Origin of the sequence: Micromonospora sp. NPDC049048 (genome assembly GCF_043197615.1) — a bacterium.
Taxonomy (GTDB): Bacteria; Actinomycetota; Actinomycetes; order Mycobacteriales; family Micromonosporaceae; genus Micromonospora.
Genome location: NZ_JBICTM010000003.1, coordinates 773,976 through 792,303 on the forward strand (window position 1 = coordinate 773,976; position 18,328 = coordinate 792,303).

The window sequence follows — 18,328 nt, forward strand, 5'->3', positions numbered from 1 at the left end:
GTCCGTTCGGCTCGCCCGGGTCCGTTCGGCCATTGTCGGGAGGCGTATTTACGGAGGTGATCCGCTTCGCGGGCGTGCCACCATTGGTGCTCCTTTCCGGTGCCGCCGATTTCCTCCTGGAGCCAGTGCCGTGGCTGAACTTCCCCGATTGACCGTTCTGCTGTGTGAACCCGACACCGCCGCCGCCGGTCGGCTCTATCAGGAACTCTCCAGCAGTTTGCTGGTGCAGCGGGTGGTGGCGGTCGCGAGTCTGGCCGACGCGACGCGTGAGGCGGCCGCCAGCGACTTCGACGTGGTCGTCCTCGATCCCGTCGGGGCGGACCTGCCGCGTGCCGGCCGCTTCGCCCTCGCCCGCCTCGGTGCGGGCACCGCCGTGGTGCTGCACGTCGACCTCGCCCAGGTCGAGGCACAGTCGACCACCTTCTACCACGGCGAGCGGAGCCGGCTGCGGGACGCCTTCACGCTCGACAAGCGCACCCCGGTGACCATGCTGGCGGCCGAGATCGACGTGGTCCTGACCAAGTGCCAGGCGTTCCGACTGCTGGCCACCGGCCGGTCCCGGGCCGAACGGCTCCTCGACGAGGTGCGGGAGCGGGCCAGCAGCACCGGAGACGCGGAGTTGGAGCGGTTGGTGGACGACGTCGACCAGGTGCGCATCCTGGAGAACGTGCGGCCGGACCCGACGCTGGTGCGGCCGAACCCCTCCCGCAACACGGTCTTTCTGTCGTACCGGTTCAAGGAGGAGGACGGGTACGTGCGGGGCCTGACCGGGCTGCTGGAGGACGACGGCTTCGAGGTGGTCACGGGGCGGGCGGCCGACGGGTACGTCGGAATGGCGGTGCTCAATCGGATCCGGGAGTGCGAGTTCTTCGTTTCGCTGATGACCCGGTCCCGGCAGTTCGCCGAACCCGGCGAGAAATTCGCCACCAGCGCCTGGCTCATCGAGGAGAAGGGCGCGGCACTGGCCTTCAGCAAGTACATGGTGCTGCTGGTGGAGGAGGGGGTGGACGACATCGGCGGGTTGCACGGCGACTGGCAGCGGCACCAGTTCACCGCCACCACTTTCACCACGGCGGCCCGGGCCGCCGTGCAGCAGTTGCGCAACCGCACCGGCCAGACGGGCTGAGCGTGCGCGTCATGGGATTCTCGGCGGCGCAGTGTCCGTTCGGTTGAATTGGCATCGGCTGTCCGTCTGTTCCATCGATACCGGCCGTCTGCTAAACCCCGCTGAAAGGGCGTTCTAATGGCAGATCGCGAAACAGTGAAACGTGAAAAGGTGCATCGTCGTGCGTCATTACCCTACCCTCGGTGTGGCGGTAGGCTCTGACCTCGTCGGAGGACGCTGTGGCGGAGATGATGGGGACGGCGGGTGCGAGCGGCGCGGGTACCGACCTCGTGCCGGGGGCGGCGACAGGGCCCGCGGAACGGCCCTGGGTGTCGCACTTCGAGTCCGACCGGCACCGGCGTGCCGCGCTGGCCGCGATCCGTGTCGGCCGGATACCGCTCAAGTACGCCTACGCCGGCAGCGCCGCCTACACACACGACGCGTACGCCCGCTCCGGGGGCTATCTGAGCATGCTCGCGTCCGCCCGGTACGAGGCCGAGGCGCTGATCGCGACGCGGGGGCCCGGCGTCGACAGGTTGGCGGTCGCGGAGATCGGTCCGGGCAACGGCGGTCGCAGCAGCGCCTTCCTCGGCCGGCTGACCTCCCTGGGGCATCCCTGTCGGCGCTACCTCGCGCTCGACTTCAGCGCCACCCTGCTGGCCATCGCCTGCGCCCGGCTGGCCCGCTTCGCCGGCGCCGGGATGAGCGTTGACTCCCACGTGTGGGACATCGAGGCGGGTGCCTCCGGGGGCGTCGAGCGGTGGCGGCCGGAGCGCGATGCCGTGATCGTCTGCCTGCTCGGGCACACGCTCGGCAACGTGGAGCGGCCGACCGCCACGCTGGCGAACATCCGGGCCTCGCTGCGTCGCGGGGACGTCCTGGTGCTCAGCGTGGTGGTCGCCCGTCCCGGTGAGGCCGCCGACGAGGTGCTGGCCCCGTACCGCTCCCGGCAGTTCCGGGACGCGGCGCTGGAGCCGCTGCTCGCCGCCGGGCTGTCCGACGCCGACCTCGACTTCGTCGTGCGCTGGCACGACGCCACGGTGACCGGCGAGGCCGTGCTGCGCCGGCCCGCCGCGCTGGACGGCGCATGCCTGCCGGCCGGTCACCGGGTTCGTTGCTTCCAGTCCCGCAGGTTCCACCACCTCGACGTCATCGCCGCCGTCAGGGACGCAGGTTGGCACATCCGGGACGCCGCCTCGGCGCCCGGGGGCAACCATCTGGTCATCACGGCATCGGGAGAGTGAGACGTGGCGGACATGACCGAACGAGGACAGGCCGCGCCGGCGCCCGTCACGCCCGCCGAGCTGATCGACCGGGCCCGCCGGGCGAACCTGTTCTACCGGGCGTCCTACGAGGGCACCGACCCCAACTCGGTACGACTGCCGGGCGCGGCGGTGGACGAACTGGTCCAGGGGCTGGTCGCGGGGGTGCACCACGAGCTGTGCCAGATCGTGCCCTACTCGACCACCGCGCGGCCGGCCGATCCGTTCTCCCGGGCGGTGTTCCGGCAGCTCGCCCAGCGGGCCACGGTCCGCCGGGTGTACCTGGTGCCCGGGGAGGACGTGGGCCTGACGGAGGTGCACCGCCAGCTCGCCGAGGACAACGAGCACAACCTCGACGCGGTGACCGTACCGGTGTCGATCGCCGGGGAGTTCCCGTCGGTGCCGATGACGGACATGTGGCTCATCGACCGCCAGGTGGTGGTGCGTCAGGAGGTGGGCCGCGACGGCCTGGCGTCGTGGGTGGTGAGCGGGCACTCGGAGGACGTGGCGCGGGCACGGCGACTCTGGGACGACCTGCTGTGCCGCAGCCGCCCGACCGGGACGGCGCCACCCCGGCGCCCGGGGCCCGAGCTGACCCGCTGGCTGCTCGAGTCGGCCAAGATGTTGTACGCGATGGCTCCGATGTCGTGCGGTCCGTCGTACCTGGATGAGGTCAGCTGCTCCTGGTACCACCGTGCCTGGCAGTACCTCCGCCTGTTCGACATGGTGAGCAGCCCGCAGTGGCACGCCGACTTCTACGCGCGGCACCTGGCCGACGCGGTCCGTGCCGGTGCCCGCCGGGTGCTCATCAGCGGCACCGCCGACTACACCACCCTCGCCTTCGTGTTCGAGGCGGTGCGCTCGGCGATCGGGGGCCTGCCCGAGGACCTGGACGTGCACGTCCTGGACCGGTGCCAGACGCCGCTGCTGGCCTGCCACTGGTACGCACAACAGATCGGCGCCCGCGTCCAGGTGCACCAGGCCGACGTCACCTGCCCCGACGAGGTCGCCCGGGTGGCCGGGCAGGGCCCGTTCGACCTGGTGGTGGCGGACGCATTCCTGACCCGGTTCACCCGCGCCTCGGCCGGCCTGGTGATCGGCAACTGGGCGGCGCTGCTGCGCCCGGGAGGCTCGGTGGTCACCACCGTACGGCTGCACAACGGCAACGAGTGGCCGAGCAACGAGGAGCAGGACGGCCGCCACCGGGTGACGGACCTGATCGACGATTTCGAGCTGCGCTTCCGGGAGCGGGCCGCCGGCTGGCGCGCGTTGCTCCCGGTCGAGTTGGAGGAACTCTCCGACGCCGCGCGGCACTATGCCCGCCGGATGGCCAGCCACGATCTCGGCGACGCCGAGGACGTCGTCGGGGAGTTCGCCCGGTGCGGCTTCCGACTGTCCGGTTCGGACGTCGGCGACGTGGACGGCGAACTGGTGCGGACCCAGTACCTGCGGCTACGCGCCACCCTCCGGGACGACAGTGGAGGGTCCGGCGGTTAGCATCGAGGTGTCCGGTGATGGCCGGTTGACCCAGGGTGAGCAGGGGAGGCGGCGGTGTCCCAACCATCGCCCGGCGGCTGGCGTACCGTCGCCGCTCTCGGACCCGACGCTGGCGCCTACGAGCTGCTCACCGCCGCCCACAAGGATCTGACGGGGCAGGTGGCGCTGCTCGACGGGCAGCCGGCGACGCTGCGGGTGCTCAGCGCGACCACCGAGTTCCGGGAGAGTGTGGGCCACGAGCTGGTGGTCCGGGTCGAGGCGACCGGCAGTCCCGTCGAGGTCCGGCTGTCGGAGGAGACGGTCCGGGCGGTCGCGGGTGGGGACGGCACGCACGGGGTCACTCCGCTGGTGCTGCTCGGCTACGCGCTGCACCGGGCCGAGCCGATCGGCCCCGGGTGGCGGCCTAAGCGGGTGGGCCACGCCCAGCTGCCCAACGCCGGGGCGATGGAGTACTACCAGCGGCTGCACCGTATGACGGACGGATCGGCCCAGGCGGAGCGGCACCTGGAGGCCGGCAACGACGTCGTGGTGATCGGCGAGCACGGCTGCGGCAAGTCGGCGCTGGTCGCCAACGTGGCCGAGCAGCGCCTCGGAGCCGGCGACGGGGTGGTCTGGCTCAACCTCACCGACCCGGCCGACGGCCCGGAGTCGATCGTGGTCGCCCTGCTCGAACAACCTCGCAGCCGCACCAACCGCTACCTGGTGGTGCTGGAGAACCTGCACGCCAACCTGCCGGTGCTCAACGAGATGTTCGGCTGCCTGGCCCGGCTGCGCGGCGAGTTCGGGTTGCACCTGCAGGTGCTGGCGACGAGTTGGCGCTCCGCCGCCGACATCCTCAGCCGTGGCGAGCCGACGCGGGAGCTGCGGCAGGTGCGCGCCGAAGGGCGGGCACTGGTCGCCCAGTTGCTGGTCGACGTCGGGATGGACGAGGCCCACCGGCAGACGGTACGCGACCTGGCGCAGGACGACGCCCACATCGCGCTGACCGCGATCGGGCTCTACGAGCAGCGCGGCGTGGTGCCGACCGAGGCGGACCTGGAGGCCTACTACACGCGGGAGGTGACCAGCGACGACCAGCGGGAGGTGCTCTACAGGCTGGCCTGCCTCGGGGTGCTGGAGCTGCAGATGGCGGCAGCCACGGCGGGCCGGATGCTGGCCCCGCTGCAACAGTTGCGCGACGGCGGTCTGATCTACCAGATCGACGGCGCCTACCAGATCGGTTCGCGGCGGCGGGCACAGCTGGTCCTGAGCCACGCCCGCCAGCACTGGAACGCCGACCGCCGGTGGGACAGCCCGGAGCGTAACGTCTGGCTGCACCTGCAACGCGGCGGCGAGCGGCTGATGAAGGCCACCCTGGGCCGGCTGGACCAGCTGGTGTCGCCGAGGCAGGCGCGCGACGACAGCCTCTACCTCCTCACCACGTGGGACACCCTGATCCGGCTCGGCCGGTCGCTGCGCGAACGCGGCCGCGACGACCCGTCCTGGGGCGACAACCTCGGCGCCTCGGTCTTCGCCGCCAGCGCCCTCAACCAGCTCAACCACGTGGACTCCTGGTGGGACATCGCCCGGGTGGTGCGGGCACGGTGGCGCTACGACGCCGATTGCGCGCTACCCGAGCCGGTGGGCGGCGAGACGGCCGACTACCAGGACTTCCTGGAGATCCAGCAGTCGATGGCGGAGGAGGACGTGCTGCTCGGCCCGGCGCCGCACCTGGCCGGGACGACCGCCGAGCAGTTGGACACGGGGCTGATGTACCGCAACTGGGTGCTCGGCCTGCTGCTCGGTCTGGAGGGTTCCGCTCCCGCGCAATACCAGGACCAGAACCGCATCGACCAGCTCGTCGCGGTGGCCAGCCGCGCCCGGGAGCCGGACGGAAACTTCTATCCCGCCCGGGTGCCCTGGGTGACGGCGCGGGTCGTGCTGGGTCTGTGCCAGGCGAATCTGCGGGCCGACCACCCGGTGGTCCGCGACGCGTGCAACTGGCTGCTGCGTCAGGTGACCGACGGCGGGCCGCTGGAGAACTGGTGGCGTAGCGGCACCGGCTCGTGGAACCGCGAGGAGGCCACCACCGCCATGTGCCTGAGCGCGCTGGTGCGGGCCAACGTGTTGATGCGGCCGGAGATGGAGACCGCGCACGCCTGGCTGATGGGACGCCAGCACGAGTGGACGGTCCCCGGGCGGGAGATCGACCTGTCCCAGGTGCTGGAGGCGGACCTGTTGTGCACCGGGACGGCCGCCGGCACCCGCGAGCACCTCAAGACCCTGTTCCAGCGGATGACCGGGGAACTGAAGAATCCCACGCTGCTGCCCACCGCCCCCGAGGAGCGCCTGCGGATCCCCTTCGTCGCGTCGCAACTCGCCGACACCGTGTGGAGGATCGTGCAGTTGGAGAGCCTGAAGCTGTTCGGTGACGTGATCAACAATGGTCGGCCCAGGCCGGCCGGGCCCGCGGAGGTGGCGGTGCGTCCCCAATCGGACACGTCGCCGGCCGGCGCGACGCTGACCCCGCGGCAGCTGCGCGTGTGGCGTAAGGCGGTCGAGCAGATCGAGTCCACCATCCGGGAGCGGATCGTCAAGCGCGACGGGCCGATACGTCCGCCGACCGTGGAGCGGGTGATCCAGCAGCATCTCGAATACCGTGCCGAAGCCGACGAACTCGCCGCGGGACTCGACGAGTACGCCAGCCGTGATCTGCTCACCCGCATCGACAGGCTCGGTCGTCAGGTCTGCGGCGTGGCCTGGCCGGATCTGCCCTGGCCGGACGAGGATCGGGACGTTCCGCGATGACCGCGGCGGTACCGGCGCCGTCGACGCTGAACTTCCTCGCCGGCCTCTTCGCCGGCGCCGGCATCAACATGCTCACGTCGGTGTCCACCAGTCCGCCCGACACCGACGTCTCGACCGGGAAGGTGGCCCTGGACGCCGCGCTCTGGGTGGTCGCCGCGGGCTTCCTGACCTGGGCGGCGCACCTGTTCCAGGCGGCCGAGCGCGACGCGGATCTCTACATCGACCGGGACTTCAGCGAGCCCGAGAAACAGGAGATCCGCCAGGAGTACCTGCGCGGCGCATTGCGGCGGGCCCGGTTTCCGCTGGTGATGACCCTGCTGTCACTGGTGGGCGCCGTGCTCCTGCTGCCCGGTTTCATCCGGTGGAGCGCCCTGCTGGGCGGTTGATCGCCGGGTCAGCGACCGCTTGCCGGTGAATTGCCTGACAATCAGCCTTCGGGCTCGCCGATTGGCGGCTTTCGCGGCAATCCTGAATAGCATGGCCCCACCCCGCCCGCCGCTGTCGCGGCTGTTCACCGTGCTGCTCGCCGGCGTACTCGCCGGCCTGGTCCTGGCGGTCGCCGCGCTGCCGGGCAACCTGCTGCTCGGATTCGCCGCCAAGGCGGCGGTCGGGTCGTACGCGGCGCTGCCCGAGGCGCTGCGGACCCCGGCCACACCGCAACGCTCCTACCTCTACGCCAACGACGGCAAGACGCTGATCACCACGTTCTACGACGTCAACCGCACCGACGTGCCGCTGGACGAGATCGCTCCGGTCATGCGGCAGGCGATCGTGGCGGCCGAGGACCGGCGGTTCTACGACCACGGCGGCGCGGACCTGCGCGGGCTGCTGCGGGCCGTGGTGTCGAACGTCTCCGGCGGCGGGCAGCAGGGCGGCTCGACGCTGACCATGCAGTACGTCCGCAACGTGCTCAAGACCGATCCCGGCCGCACCGCCGAGGAGCGCGCCGCGGCCACCGAGCAGACCGTCGGACGCAAGATCCAGGAGATCCGGTACGCCATGGCGCTGGAGCAGCGCCTGAGCAAGGACGAGATCCTCAACCGCTACCTGAACATCGCGTACTTCGGCTCCGGGGCGTACGGCATCGCGGCGGCCAGCCAGCGCTACTTCGCCAAGGCGCCGGCGGAGCTGACCCTCGGCGAGGCGGCGCTGCTCGCCGGGCTGGTGCAGTCGCCGGAGGCGTACAGCCCGATCAACGGCGACCCGGACGCCGCGCTGGAGCGGCGCGGCTACGTGCTGGACTCGATGGTCTCGACCGGCGCGATCAGCGCCGAGGAGGCCGCGCGGGCCAGGGCCGAGAAGCTGACGCTGCGCCCCACGGCCCAGCCCAACGGCTGCACCGCCGTCGCCCAGGGCCACGACGACTGGGGCTTCTTCTGCGACTACCTGCGGCAGTGGTGGCTCGCCCAGCCGGAGTTCGGCGCGACCGTCGAGGAGCGGGAGCAGGCCCTGCGCCGCGGCGGCTACACGGTGGTGACCTCGCTGGACCCGCAGGTCCAGGCCACCGCGCAGAAGCAGGCCACGAGCGTCTACTCCTACGACAACAAGCGCGCCCTGCCGATCGCCGCCGTGGAGCCGGGCACCGGCCGGGTGCTGGCGATGGCGGTCAACCGGCACTACAGCCTCGACGCCAACCCGGACGGGCAGGCCAACCACCCGAACACCGTCAACCCGCTGATCTCCGGCGGCGACAGCGTGGACGGCTACCAGGCCGGCTCGACGTTCAAGCTCTTCACCATGCTCGCCGCGCTGGAGGCCGGCAAGCCGCTCTCCACCGGCTTCGACGCGCCCGGCCGGCTGCCCACCCGGTACGCCGCCGAGGGCGAGGGCAGCTGCGCCGGCCGGTGGTGCCCGGCCAACGCCAACCCGGAGTGGATGAACGGCTACCGGATGATGTGGGACGGCTTCGGCCGCTCCGTGAACACCTACTTCGTCTGGCTGGCCGAGCAGGTCGGCCAGGAGAAGGTGGTGGAGATGGCGCAGCGCCTCGGCATCACCTTCCGGGCCGACGCCGACGCCGCCTTCGCCGAGAACGACGCCGCCAACTGGGGCTCGTTCACGCTGGGCGTGGCCGCCACCACCCCGCTCGACCTGGCGAACGCGTACGCCACCGTGGCGGCCGAGGGCGTCTACTGCGCGCCGCTGCCGGTGGTCTCGGTGACCGCCCCGGACGGCGAGAAGGTGCCGGTCGGCGACCCGTCCTGCCGGCGGGTGCTCGACGCCGACGTGGCCCGGGCCGCCACCGACGCCGCCCGCTGCCCGGTCGGCCAGCAGTCCACGCTCGCGCAGTGCAACGGGGGCACGGCCACCTCGGTGAACCGGATCCTCGACGGTCGGCCGGTGGCCGGCAAGACCGGTAGCTCGGAGAAGAACGCCACCGAGACCTTCGTCGGCTTCACCCCGCAGGTGGCGGTCGCCGGCATCGCCGCCAACCCCGACGACCCGACCGACTCGGTGGGCGCGGCGGTGCAGGCGAAGGTGATCGACGCGGTCGCCCGGGTCATCGGCACCGCCGTCGACGGTGAGCCGGAGAAGGCCTTCGCCGCCCCGAGCCGCGAACTGGTCGGCGATCCGCGCCGCCCGGTGGAGCGCCCGCAGGTCGAACAGCGCCGCCCGGCCGAGGAGCGGCGGCAGTCGCCCTCGGACGACCAGCGCCAGTCCGACCTGCGCCGCTGGCTGGAACGCCGCGGCTGACGGCCGACGGTTCCAAAGAATTTCCGCCCGAGGATGTCAGATACGGCGGTGCCGCTCCGACCATCGAGGGAGGACGCCCACGAGGGGCGTCGGGTCCGGGAGGAGCAGCGCATGCGGGAGATCGTCTACGGGGTGCACCAGTCGCTCGACGGGTTCATCGAGGGGCCGAACGGCGAGTTCGACTGGCCGCAGATGGGCGACGAACTGTCCGCGTACTCGCTGGCGCAGTGCGAGAAGGTCGGCGGTTTCCTCTACGGCCGCCGGGTCTGGGAACTCATGGCCGACTACTGGCCGCAGGTCGAGTCGATCTCCGACCACCCGCACGACCTGGCGTTCGCGCCGATCTGGCGGCGTACGCCGAAGGTGGTCGTCTCGCGCACCCTCACCGCGGCCGACCACGGCGCGCAGGTGGTCGGGGGTGCCGACCTCGGCATGGAGGTCGCCGCGCTCAAGGAGCAGCCGGGCGGTGACCTGCTGCTCCTCGGCGGCGCCGGGGCCGCCGGCGCGCTGACGACCCTCGGCCTGATCGACGAGTACCAGATCTTCGTGCACCCGGTGGTGCTCGGCGGCGGCAAACCGGTCTTCGCGCCCAGCGAGCGGATGGGCCTGCGCCTGGTCGACTCGCGGACCTTCGACGGCCGGTCGGTGCTGCTGCGCTACCGCCGGGCGGACTGACCCGACGGACTCCGGCGTCACGCGGTGGTGGTCTCGGCGACCCCCGCCCGCCACCGCGTCGTCCGGCCCCGGCCCAGCCCGGCGGCAGCGTCGCTGGCGGCCCGAGGGTGGCCGTGGCGCGTCCGGCAGAATCGTCGGGTGCCCATCCACCAGATCACCGACCCCGACGACGACCGGATCGCCGACTACCGCGCGCTGACCGACGTCGAGCTGCGTACCCGCTGGGAACCGCCGCACGGCCTGTTCATCGCCGAGGGGGAGCTGGTGCTGCGCCGGGCGCTGCGGGCCGGCTACCCGGCCCGGTCGTACCTGGTGGACGCCAAGCGGGTCGACCAGCTCGCCGACCTGGACACCGGCGACGCCCCGGTCTACGCCGCCACCCAGGACGTGCTGCAACGGGCCACCGGCTTCCACGTGCACCGGGGCGTACTGGCGTCGTTCCGGCGCAAGCCGTTGCCGGCCGCCGCCGAGGTGCTGGCGGCGGCCCGGCGGGTGGTGATCCTCGAGGACGTCAACAACCACACCAACCTGGGTGCCATCTTCCGGGCGGTGGCCGCGCTCGGGGTGGACGCCGTGCTGCTCTCGCCGACCTGCGCCGACCCGCTCTACCGGCGCAGCGTACGGGTCAGCATGGGCGAGGTCTTCGCGATCCCGTACGCGAAGCTGGAGCCCTGGCCGGACGCGCTCGGCGACGTCCGCGCGGCCGGTTTCACGGTGCTGGCGATGACCCCGGCGCCGGACGCGATGCCGATCCAGCGGCTCGACGCGGCGCAGCGGGCCCGGGCGGCGCTGCTCATGGGAGCCGAGGGCGCCGGACTGACCCGGGCGGCGATCGACGCCAGCGACGCGCGGGTGGTGATCCCGATGCGGCGTGGCGTGGACTCGCTGAACGTGGCCGCCGCCACCGCCGTGGCCTGCTGGGAGCTGGGCCGCGACGATCCGGTCTAGGTCGGGCGCCCGGTGGGTTCGGCGATCCAGGGCGACCCCGCCAGCTGGGCGCCGTCCAACGTTCGCGGATCCAGACTCCAACGCCCGGCGAGCGTGAGCACGGTCTCCTCGTCCGGCCACGGGTCGTCGTCATCCTCGTCCCACGAGTCCCACCAGTCGTCGTCGGGGACGAAACCGACACCGAGCGCTTGTTCCTCAGGGGTCGGCTCACCTGCGTGGAACAGCACCTCGCCACGTTCGCCGAGGTAGGCGTATGCGCGGTCCACGACGCCGCCGCTCGCGCGACCCCAGCCGTGGTATTCCACCACGCGGTGCGTCCCGAAGTACTGGACCTCGCCCAGGGACGCGCTCAGGCTCGCCAGCCACGGCCCGAACCGACTGTCGTCGGGGGCCCGCACCTCGATGGAGGCGGCGAGCGTCCAGCCCTCGACGGGCGGGGTCAGCAGCCACGCGCCCGCGTAGGCGGCCGCCACCGCGTCCTGCCACGTCGCAGGTGAGAGCGGGCCCAGACCCAACGACGTGGCCACCGACTCGGCGCTTCGGAGGCGCACCGCGAGCCACTCGATCTTGTACCCGAACCCGACCCCGGCTTCCATCGCTCAGAGGTTATTCGGGGAGGAATCACCCCAGCAAGACTCGTTTGCGGACCCGATCGAAACCGGCTCGACGTACGTCTGCCGTCTGGTCATCCGCGCCCGTCGGCGCGGCGTTTGCATGGCCATGCGCCCTGGTGCATAATCTTCCCTGTGTCCAAGGTTCTCACCTCCCTGCCCACCGGTGAACGTGTCGGCATCGCCTTCTCAGGCGGCCTCGACACCTCGGTCGCGGTCGCGTGGATGCGCGACAAGGGCGCCGTTCCCTGCGCCTACACCGCCGACATCGGCCAGTACGACGAGCCCGACATCGCCTCGGTGCCCGGTCGCGCGCTCAGCTACGGCGCCGAGGTCGCCCGGCTGGTCGACTGCCGCGCCGCCCTGGTCGAGGAGGGCCTCGCGGCGTTGACCTGCGGGGCCTTCCACATCCGCTCGGGCGGGCGGGTCTACTTCAACACCACCCCGCTGGGCCGGGCCGTGACCGGGACCCTGCTGGTGCGGGCGATGATCTCCGACGACGTCCAGATCTGGGGCGACGGCTCGACCTTCAAGGGCAACGACATCGAGCGGTTCTACCGCTACGGCCTGCTGGCCAACCCGCAGCTGCGCATCTACAAGCCGTGGCTCGACACCGACTTCGTCACGGAGCTCGGTGGGCGCAAGGAGATGTCGGAGTGGCTGCTGGAACGCGGCCTGCCGTACCGGGACAGCACCGAGAAGGCGTACTCGACCGACGCCAACATCTGGGGCGCCACGCATGAGGCGAAGACCCTCGAACACCTCGACACCGGCATCGAGACGGTCAACCCGATCATGGGAGTCCGGTTCTGGGACCCCTCGGTGGAGATCCCCACCGAGGACGTCACGATCGGCTTCGACCAGGGCCGCCCGGTGACGATCAACGGCAAGGAGTTCGGCAGCCCCGTCGACCTGGTGCTGGAGGCCAACGCCATCGGCGGCCGGCACGGCATGGGCATGTCGGACCAGATCGAGAACCGGATCATCGAGGCCAAGAGCCGGGGCATCTACGAGGCGCCCGGCATGGCGCTGCTGCACGCCGCGTACGAGCGGCTGGTCAACGCCATCCACAACGAGGACACCCTGGCGAACTACCACAACGAGGGCCGCCGCCTCGGTCGGCTGATGTACGAGGGCCGCTGGCTCGACCCGCAGGCGCTGATGCTGCGCGAGTCGTTGCAGCGCTGGGTCGGCACGGCCGTCACGGGCGAGGTGACGTTGCGGCTGCGCCGGGGCGAGGACTACTCGATCCTGGACACCACCGGCCCGGCGTTCAGCTACCACCCCGACAAGCTGTCGATGGAGCGCACGGAGGACTCGGCGTTCGGCCCGTCGGACCGGATCGGTCAGCTCACCATGCGCAACCTGGACATCGCCGACTCGCGGGCGAAGCTGGAGCAGTACGCCACCCTCGGCATGGTCGGCGGCCCGGCTCCACAGCGGATGGTCGGCGCCGCGCAGGCCGCCTCGACCGGGCTGATCGGTGCGATGCCGCAGGGCGGCGCGGAGGCCATCGCGTCCCGGGGCGTCTCCTCCGCCGCCGACGAGGCGCTCGACCGCGCCGCGATGGAGTTGGGCGTCGACTGAGCAGCTCGCGACGGTGGTCGCGTCCTCACCAGACTGTCCCTAGGCGGACCCGCCCGTCGCCCCAAGCAGGCTCGGGCGGGTCCCGCTCCCGGGTGGCGCGGGGTCGAGAACGGGCGGCTCTGGCCCGACACCGAACGCTGCCCGTGCGGAATTGGCGTCACGGACGGTAGCGTGTCGCCCGTGTTTCCTACCGTCCGTGAGGTTCTCGCGCTGGACCCGGTCCGCCACGGGGCCCCGCGCCTGGTAGCCGGGGATGTCGGCCTCGACCGCCCGGTGCGCTGGGTGCACGTGACGGAGGTGCCGGACATCGCCCCGTTGCTGGGCGGGGGCGAGTTGGTGCTCACCACCGGCATCGGACTGCCCGCCGACGACGCCGGGGTGCGTGCCTTCATCGGTGACCTGGCGGACGTGGGCGTCTCCGGCCTGGTCGTCGAGCTGGGCCGCCGGTACGTCAGTGCGGTTCCCCGGGTGATGGCCGCCGCCGCCGAGCGGCGCGGACTGCCTCTTGTGGAGCTGCGACGGGCCACCCCGTTCGTCCGGATCACCGAGGCCGTGCACGCGCTCATCGTCGACGCGCAGCTGACCGAGTTGCGGGCGACGGAGGAGATCCACCAGCGTTTCACCGAGCTGTCGGTGGAGGGCGCCGGCCCCGGCGAGGTGGTACGGCAGGCGGCCGAGCTGTCCGGCTGCCCCGTGGTGCTGGAGAACCTGTCCCGGCAGGTGCTCGCGTACGACCCGGCGGGGGAGAGCGCCGAACTGCTGCTGGACTGCTGGGAGCAGCACTCGCGCCGGATCCGACCGGCGGGGCGGACCGCGTACGACGGCGACAACGGGTGGCTGGTCACCACAGTGGGCGCCCGGGGGCAGGACTGGGGGCGGCTGCTGCTGCGCTGGCCGGGCGGGGGTGACCTGGCGACCGGCCGGCGCGTGTTCGACCCGACCGGGGCGGGCGGCGTACCGGTCGCGACCGTCGCGCCGTGCGTGGCCCCGCCCACCCGACTGACCATCCTCGTCGAGCGGGCCGCCTCGACGCTGGCCCTGGGCCGGCTGATCCGGCGGGACGCCGAGGGCCTGGAGCGGCAGATCCACCGTACGCTGCTCACCGCCCTGCTGGACCACTCCCTACCGGTGGACGAGGTCGCCCTGCGGGCCCGCGCCCTCGGCGTGGTGCTGGAACGGCGGCACCTCGTCGGGGTGATGGTCCGGCACCGCGCCGACGACCCGGCGGGGGAGGGCGGCCCGGCCCCGGAGCCGGGACACCCGGCCGACCCCGGCGCGGGCGGTCCGGAGGCCGGCCAGGCGAGACTGCGTGATCTGGCCGAGGCGGTCGGGCAGGCATTGCACGAGGCGAAGCTGACCGGCCTGTCCAGCCCCGTCGACGACCACGCCGTCGGTGTGCTGCTCGCCCTGCCGGAGCCGGCGGCCGAGGACCGGGCGCTGGCCGCGTTCGCGAGTGCGCTGCGCCGTACCCGCCCGGACATCCCCGCCCGCCCGGACACCCCCGCTCGTCCCAACGGCCTCACTCGCCCCGACGGCTCTGGCCGTCCCAACGGCTCCGCCCGCCCGGACGGCACTGGTCGTCCCAACGGCTCCGGTCGTTCCGACGGCTTCGCCCGTTCCGACGGCTCGGGCCGTCCCGACGGTTCCGGTCGTTCCGGCAACTCCGGTCGCTCCGACGGACAGGCTCGCCCGGGCGGTCCCGTGCGTGACGACGGATCGGCCCGGTCCGGCGGGCGGACGAGGGGCGTGGCCCGGTCGACGGGCGGTGGGCTGCTCGTCGCGGCCGGTTCGGGCGTGGCCGGCCTGCGGGAGGCGCGACGGTCGCTGGTCGAGGCCCGGCAGGTCGCCGACGCCGCCCGGCGGGACCGGCGGGACCTGGCGGTCTTCCGGCTACCGCACGTGGGGCTGGCGGGGCTGCTGCACCTGCTGCGTGACGAGCCACGGTTGCAGACCTTCGTCGAGCGGGAGCTGGGCGCGCTGCTGGCCTACGACGCGCAGCATCCCCGGGAGCAGTTGCTCGGCACGCTGCGCGCGTACCTGGAGCAGGGCCGGAACAAATCGGCGGCGGCCGGGGCGGCGCACCTGTCCCGACCGGCGTTCTACGAGCGGCTGGCCCGCATCCGCCGCATCCTGGCCGTGGACCTCGACTCGGTGGAGGCCTGCCTCTCCCTGCACGTCGCCCTACTGGCCCTGGACGCCATCCGCACCCCCTGACCACCCAGCCCCTGCCGGGCCCCCACTCCGCCCGCTCCGTCCGCCCGCCCCGCCTCCTCCGCCCCGTCGATCATGAAGTTGTTGCTGCGACACGCCGGGGCGAGGCGCAACAACTTCATGATCAACCGGGCCCGTGGGGCGCGGGCGCGGGAGGGAGGAGGGTCAGGTGAGGGTGGTCAGGGTCTTGGCGTAGGGCGGGGGGATGTGGTTCGGGCCGCCCGGGGTGAAGACGTCCGAGGTGGCGGCGGCCGACCAGGCCGTTTCCGGTACGGCGTCGACCAGGGCGCGTACGACCGGGGCGTCGCGCCACTGCTCCTGCTCGGCGAGCAGGCTCAACGCCACCACCGACTCCTCCACCTCGCCGACGCACTCGAACGGCTTGTGCCCGTCCACGCCCAGCAGCTCCCGGTAGCCGGGGATCTGCGACTCGTCGGCGAGCAGGTCGCCGCCGAAGATGTGGATGATCCGCTCGCGGGACATGAACGGCGCCATGGCCAGGAAGACGAACCGGCACTTCGGGCAGTCGCGGCACCAGCGCTCGCTGGCGTCGCGCAGCTTGAACGCGGCGTTGCAGCTCGTCACCACGTCGTCGTAGCGGTCGATCTCGGCGAAGAGCCGGGCGATGTGCAGCTCCGACAGCGAGCGCAGCAACGAGAAGTACGGCTCGGTCAGCCCGGCGTGCTCGGCCAGCGCGGCCCGCAGCAGGCCCTCCGCCTCCACGCCCTTGGACCACTGGTGGTTGATCTCGTGGCCGTTCCAGACCAGGTTCGGGTCAGACGCCGAGCGCTCGTTGGACATCACCACCGGGCCCAGGCCGTGCAGCACCGCCGTGGCGACGGCGATCAGCGAGTTGATCGCGGTGACCGGGATGTGGCCGTTGCGCGCCCCGGCGGCGTTCAGCTCGAACAGCACCGGGTCGATGCGCCGCCGGGCGGCGAGCGGGGTGAGGCCGGACGCCTCGTTCACGGCGACGATCACGTGGTTGGGGTTGACCGAGAACGGCACCGGGTCGAACCCGGCCCGGCGCAGCGCCTCCAGGCTGACGATGGAGTCCTTGCCGCCGCCGACCGCCGAGAGCGGGCGCCGGTCGGAGTCGTCGTACTCCCGGGGCGGGGACACCTCGCCCGCCGGCACCTCCGGGCGCAGCTCGAGCACGTGCGGCAGCTGGTTGCGGTACGCGTACTCCGCGAGGCCCTTGGTGTAGACGGCGGTGACCAGCTCGGCGGCGGCCGTGCCCAGCGGTGCCGGCAGCACCAGGCGCGGCGGCGCGGCGGCCTTGTAGTAGCTGACCCCGGCGACCACGTGCAGCAGCTCCAGCACCCGGCCGAGGGTCGCCACGGTCTCGTCCGACGGCGGCGCGTCCGGCAGGGGAAGGGTGACCACCTCGGTGAACCGCTGCTCGCCGTCGGCGCCGGTGAGGGCGTAGTCGAACAACACCTCCCCGGTGGAGAGGTCGATCGAGTAGGACGGGAAGGTGAAGGCGTCCATCCGCCGCAGCTGCTCATTGGGCACACGCCATACTAGGCCCTGGTTCGTCCGGCCGTGTCCGGCTGTGGTGGACCCGCCCCTGCCTCACCGTCGACATCCTTGAGGAGAGCCAGTGCGCCTGTCTGACCTGCGCGGACGTACCGTCGCCGTCTGGGGGGCCGGCCGGGAGGGCCGGGCCGCGGTGACCGCGATCGCCGCGCACGGCCCGGCCGAGCTGGTCGCCGTCGACGACAGCGCCAACTTCCTCAGCCTGCCCTGGGAGGGGCCGCTGGCCGAGGCGGCGCCGCTGGTCACCGGCGAGGAGGGCTTCGCCCGGCTGGCCGCCGCCGAGGTGGTGGTCCGCTCGCCCGGCGTGCCGCAGACCCACCCGTGGCTGGTGGAGCTGCGCCGGCGCGGCGCGACCGTGACCCAGGGCACCGCCCTGTGGATGGCCGACCACGCCGCCCGTACCGTCGGCGTCACCGGCAGCAAGGGCAAGAGCACCACCTCCAGCCTGATCAGCCACCTGCTCGCCGCCGTCGACCGGCCGAACGTCTTCGGTGGCAACATCGGCGTGCCGACGCTGGACCTGCCGGAGGCGGAGCTGTACGTGCTGGAACTCTCCAGCTACCAGTGCAGCGACCTGACCGACTCGCCCCGGGTGGCGGTCGTCACCTCCCTCTTCCCGGAGCACCTCGACGCGCACGGCGGCGAGCGCGAGTACTACCGGGACAAGCTCAACCTGCTGGCGCACGGGCCGCGGACCGTGGTGGTCAACGGCGCCGACCCGAGGCTCGCCCTCGAACTGGGCGACCGCGCGGCGGTGCGCGCCGGTCTGCCGGACACCGCCCACGTGGCCGGCGGCGCGGACGGCACGCCCTGGTTCCACCTCGGCGACCGGCCGCTGTTCCCGCGCGCGGTGCTGCCGCTCGTGGGCCGGCACAACGAGGGCAACCTCTGCGTGGCCCTCGCCGTGCTCGACGCGCTCGGCGTCGACGTGGTGGCCCGCAAGGACACCCTGGCCGTGGCGGTCGCCGAGTTCCAGGGGCTGGCGCACCGGCTCACCGAGATCGCCGACCCGTCCGGTCTGACCTTCGTCGACGACACCCTCGCCACCAGCCCGTACGCGGCCATGCACGCCATCGACGCGTACGAGGGGCGGCCGCTGACCGTGATCGTCGGCGGCGCCGACCGGGGCCTGGACTACACGCCGCTGCGCGAGCACCTCGCGGAGCGCGAGCTGACCGTGCTCGGCATCCCCGACAGCGGCGCCCGGATCGTGGAGGCGCTCGCCGGGCTGCCGAAGGTGCGTATCGAGGTGGTCGACGACCTGGTCGCCGCCGTCCGGCGGGCCCGGGAGCTGACCCCGGCCGACGGGGTGGTGCTGCTCTCCCCGGCCGCGCCGAGCTACGGGCGGTTCCGCAACTTCGAGCACCGCTCCGAGGTCTTCGCCCAGGCGGTACGCGACACCGCCGGCTGAC

General features: G+C 72.5%; 12 protein-coding genes and 2 pseudogenes. 12 read left to right on the top strand and 2 right to left on the bottom strand.

The window, feature by feature from the left end; translation table 11 throughout:
* Positions 1–148: 148 nt before the first annotated feature.
* From ACGFIG_RS14110 to ACGFIG_RS14145, 8 genes are all read left to right on the top strand, one after another.
* Positions 149–1,126: a hypothetical protein gene (locus tag ACGFIG_RS14110; RefSeq protein ID WP_393002629.1), complete on the top strand. Its 978-nt coding sequence runs from the start codon at positions 149–151 to the stop codon at positions 1,124–1,126.
* 308 nt (positions 1,127–1,434) lie between these two features.
* On the top strand, positions 1,435–2,349 hold the full coding sequence (locus tag ACGFIG_RS14115; protein ID WP_393002631.1) for an L-histidine N(alpha)-methyltransferase: 915 nt from the start codon (positions 1,435–1,437) through the stop codon (positions 2,347–2,349).
* Positions 2,350–2,361: 12 nt separating this feature from the next.
* On the top strand, positions 2,362–3,864 hold the full coding sequence (locus ACGFIG_RS14120) for a class I SAM-dependent methyltransferase (RefSeq protein ID WP_393002633.1): 1,503 nt from the start codon (positions 2,362–2,364) through the stop codon (positions 3,862–3,864).
* A gap of 54 nt (positions 3,865–3,918) precedes the next feature.
* Positions 3,919–6,651: a hypothetical protein gene (locus ACGFIG_RS14125; protein ID WP_393002635.1), complete on the top strand. Its 2,733-nt coding sequence runs from the start codon at positions 3,919–3,921 to the stop codon at positions 6,649–6,651.
* The gene (locus ACGFIG_RS14130; protein WP_393002637.1) at positions 6,648–7,037 is read left to right on the top strand and encodes a hypothetical protein; all 390 of its coding nucleotides are present in this window, start codon (positions 6,648–6,650) and stop codon (positions 7,035–7,037) included. The genes ACGFIG_RS14125 and ACGFIG_RS14130 overlap by 4 nt, the downstream gene beginning before the upstream one ends.
* A 91-nt stretch (positions 7,038–7,128) precedes the next feature.
* On the top strand, positions 7,129–9,345 hold the full coding sequence (locus ACGFIG_RS14135) for a transglycosylase domain-containing protein (protein WP_393002639.1): 2,217 nt from the start codon (positions 7,129–7,131) through the stop codon (positions 9,343–9,345).
* A 111-nt stretch (positions 9,346–9,456) separates the two neighbouring features.
* On the top strand, positions 9,457–10,020 hold the full coding sequence (locus tag ACGFIG_RS14140; protein ID WP_393002641.1) for a dihydrofolate reductase family protein: 564 nt from the start codon (positions 9,457–9,459) through the stop codon (positions 10,018–10,020).
* Positions 10,021–10,113: 93 nt separating this feature from the next.
* Complete coding sequence (locus ACGFIG_RS14145; RefSeq protein WP_393002941.1) at positions 10,114–10,968, top strand: TrmH family RNA methyltransferase; 855 nt, start codon at positions 10,114–10,116, stop codon at positions 10,966–10,968.
* Here ACGFIG_RS14145 and ACGFIG_RS14150 read toward each other — a convergent pair.
* Positions 10,965–11,564, bottom strand: a complete 600-nt coding sequence (locus tag ACGFIG_RS14150; RefSeq protein WP_393002643.1) for a hypothetical protein — start codon at positions 11,562–11,564, stop codon at positions 10,965–10,967. The two genes, ACGFIG_RS14145 and ACGFIG_RS14150, sit on opposite strands and share 4 nt — an antisense overlap.
* A gap of 150 nt (positions 11,565–11,714) precedes the next feature.
* Between ACGFIG_RS14150 and argG the strand changes: the two genes are divergently transcribed.
* The 3 genes and pseudogenes from argG to ACGFIG_RS14165 form a co-directional block, all read left to right on the top strand.
* Positions 11,715–13,166, top strand: a complete 1,452-nt coding sequence (argG, locus tag ACGFIG_RS14155; protein WP_393002645.1) for an argininosuccinate synthase — start codon at positions 11,715–11,717, stop codon at positions 13,164–13,166.
* A gap of 180 nt (positions 13,167–13,346) precedes the next feature.
* A pseudogene (locus ACGFIG_RS14160) lies at positions 13,347–14,822 on the top strand (PucR family transcriptional regulator ligand-binding domain-containing protein); the annotation flags it as partial.
* A 117-nt stretch (positions 14,823–14,939) separates the two neighbouring features.
* A pseudogene (locus ACGFIG_RS14165) lies at positions 14,940–15,380 on the top strand (PucR family transcriptional regulator); the annotation flags it as partial.
* Positions 15,381–15,542: 162 nt separating this feature from the next.
* Here the strand turns inward: ACGFIG_RS14165 and ACGFIG_RS14170 are convergent.
* A complete protein-coding gene (locus ACGFIG_RS14170) occupies positions 15,543–16,892 on the bottom strand; it encodes a hypothetical protein (protein WP_393002647.1) in 1,350 nt (449 codons plus the stop codon).
* Between the two features lie 88 nt (positions 16,893–16,980).
* Here ACGFIG_RS14170 and murD point away from each other — a divergent pair, with 88 nt between their 5' ends.
* Positions 16,981–18,327, top strand: a complete 1,347-nt coding sequence (gene murD / locus ACGFIG_RS14175) for a UDP-N-acetylmuramoyl-L-alanine--D-glutamate ligase (protein WP_393002649.1) — start codon at positions 16,981–16,983, stop codon at positions 18,325–18,327.
* Position 18,328: the final 1 nt, after the last annotated feature.

Bases quoted from the DNA above. Each gene is read 5' to 3' on its own strand.
- ACGFIG_RS14120 (WP_393002633.1), top strand. From the start codon at position 2,362: ATGACCGAACGAGGACAGGCCGCGCCGGCGCCCGTCACGCCCGCCGAG.
- ACGFIG_RS14130 (WP_393002637.1), top strand. From the start codon at position 6,648: ATGACCGCGGCGGTACCGGCGCCGTCGACGCTGAACTTCCTCGCCGGC.
- ACGFIG_RS14135 (WP_393002639.1), top strand. From the start codon at position 7,129: ATGGCCCCACCCCGCCCGCCGCTGTCGCGGCTGTTCACCGTGCTGCTC.
- ACGFIG_RS14140 (WP_393002641.1), top strand. From the start codon at position 9,457: ATGCGGGAGATCGTCTACGGGGTGCACCAGTCGCTCGACGGGTTCATC.
- ACGFIG_RS14150 (WP_393002643.1), bottom strand. From the start codon at position 11,564: ATGGAAGCCGGGGTCGGGTTCGGGTACAAGATCGAGTGGCTCGCGGTG.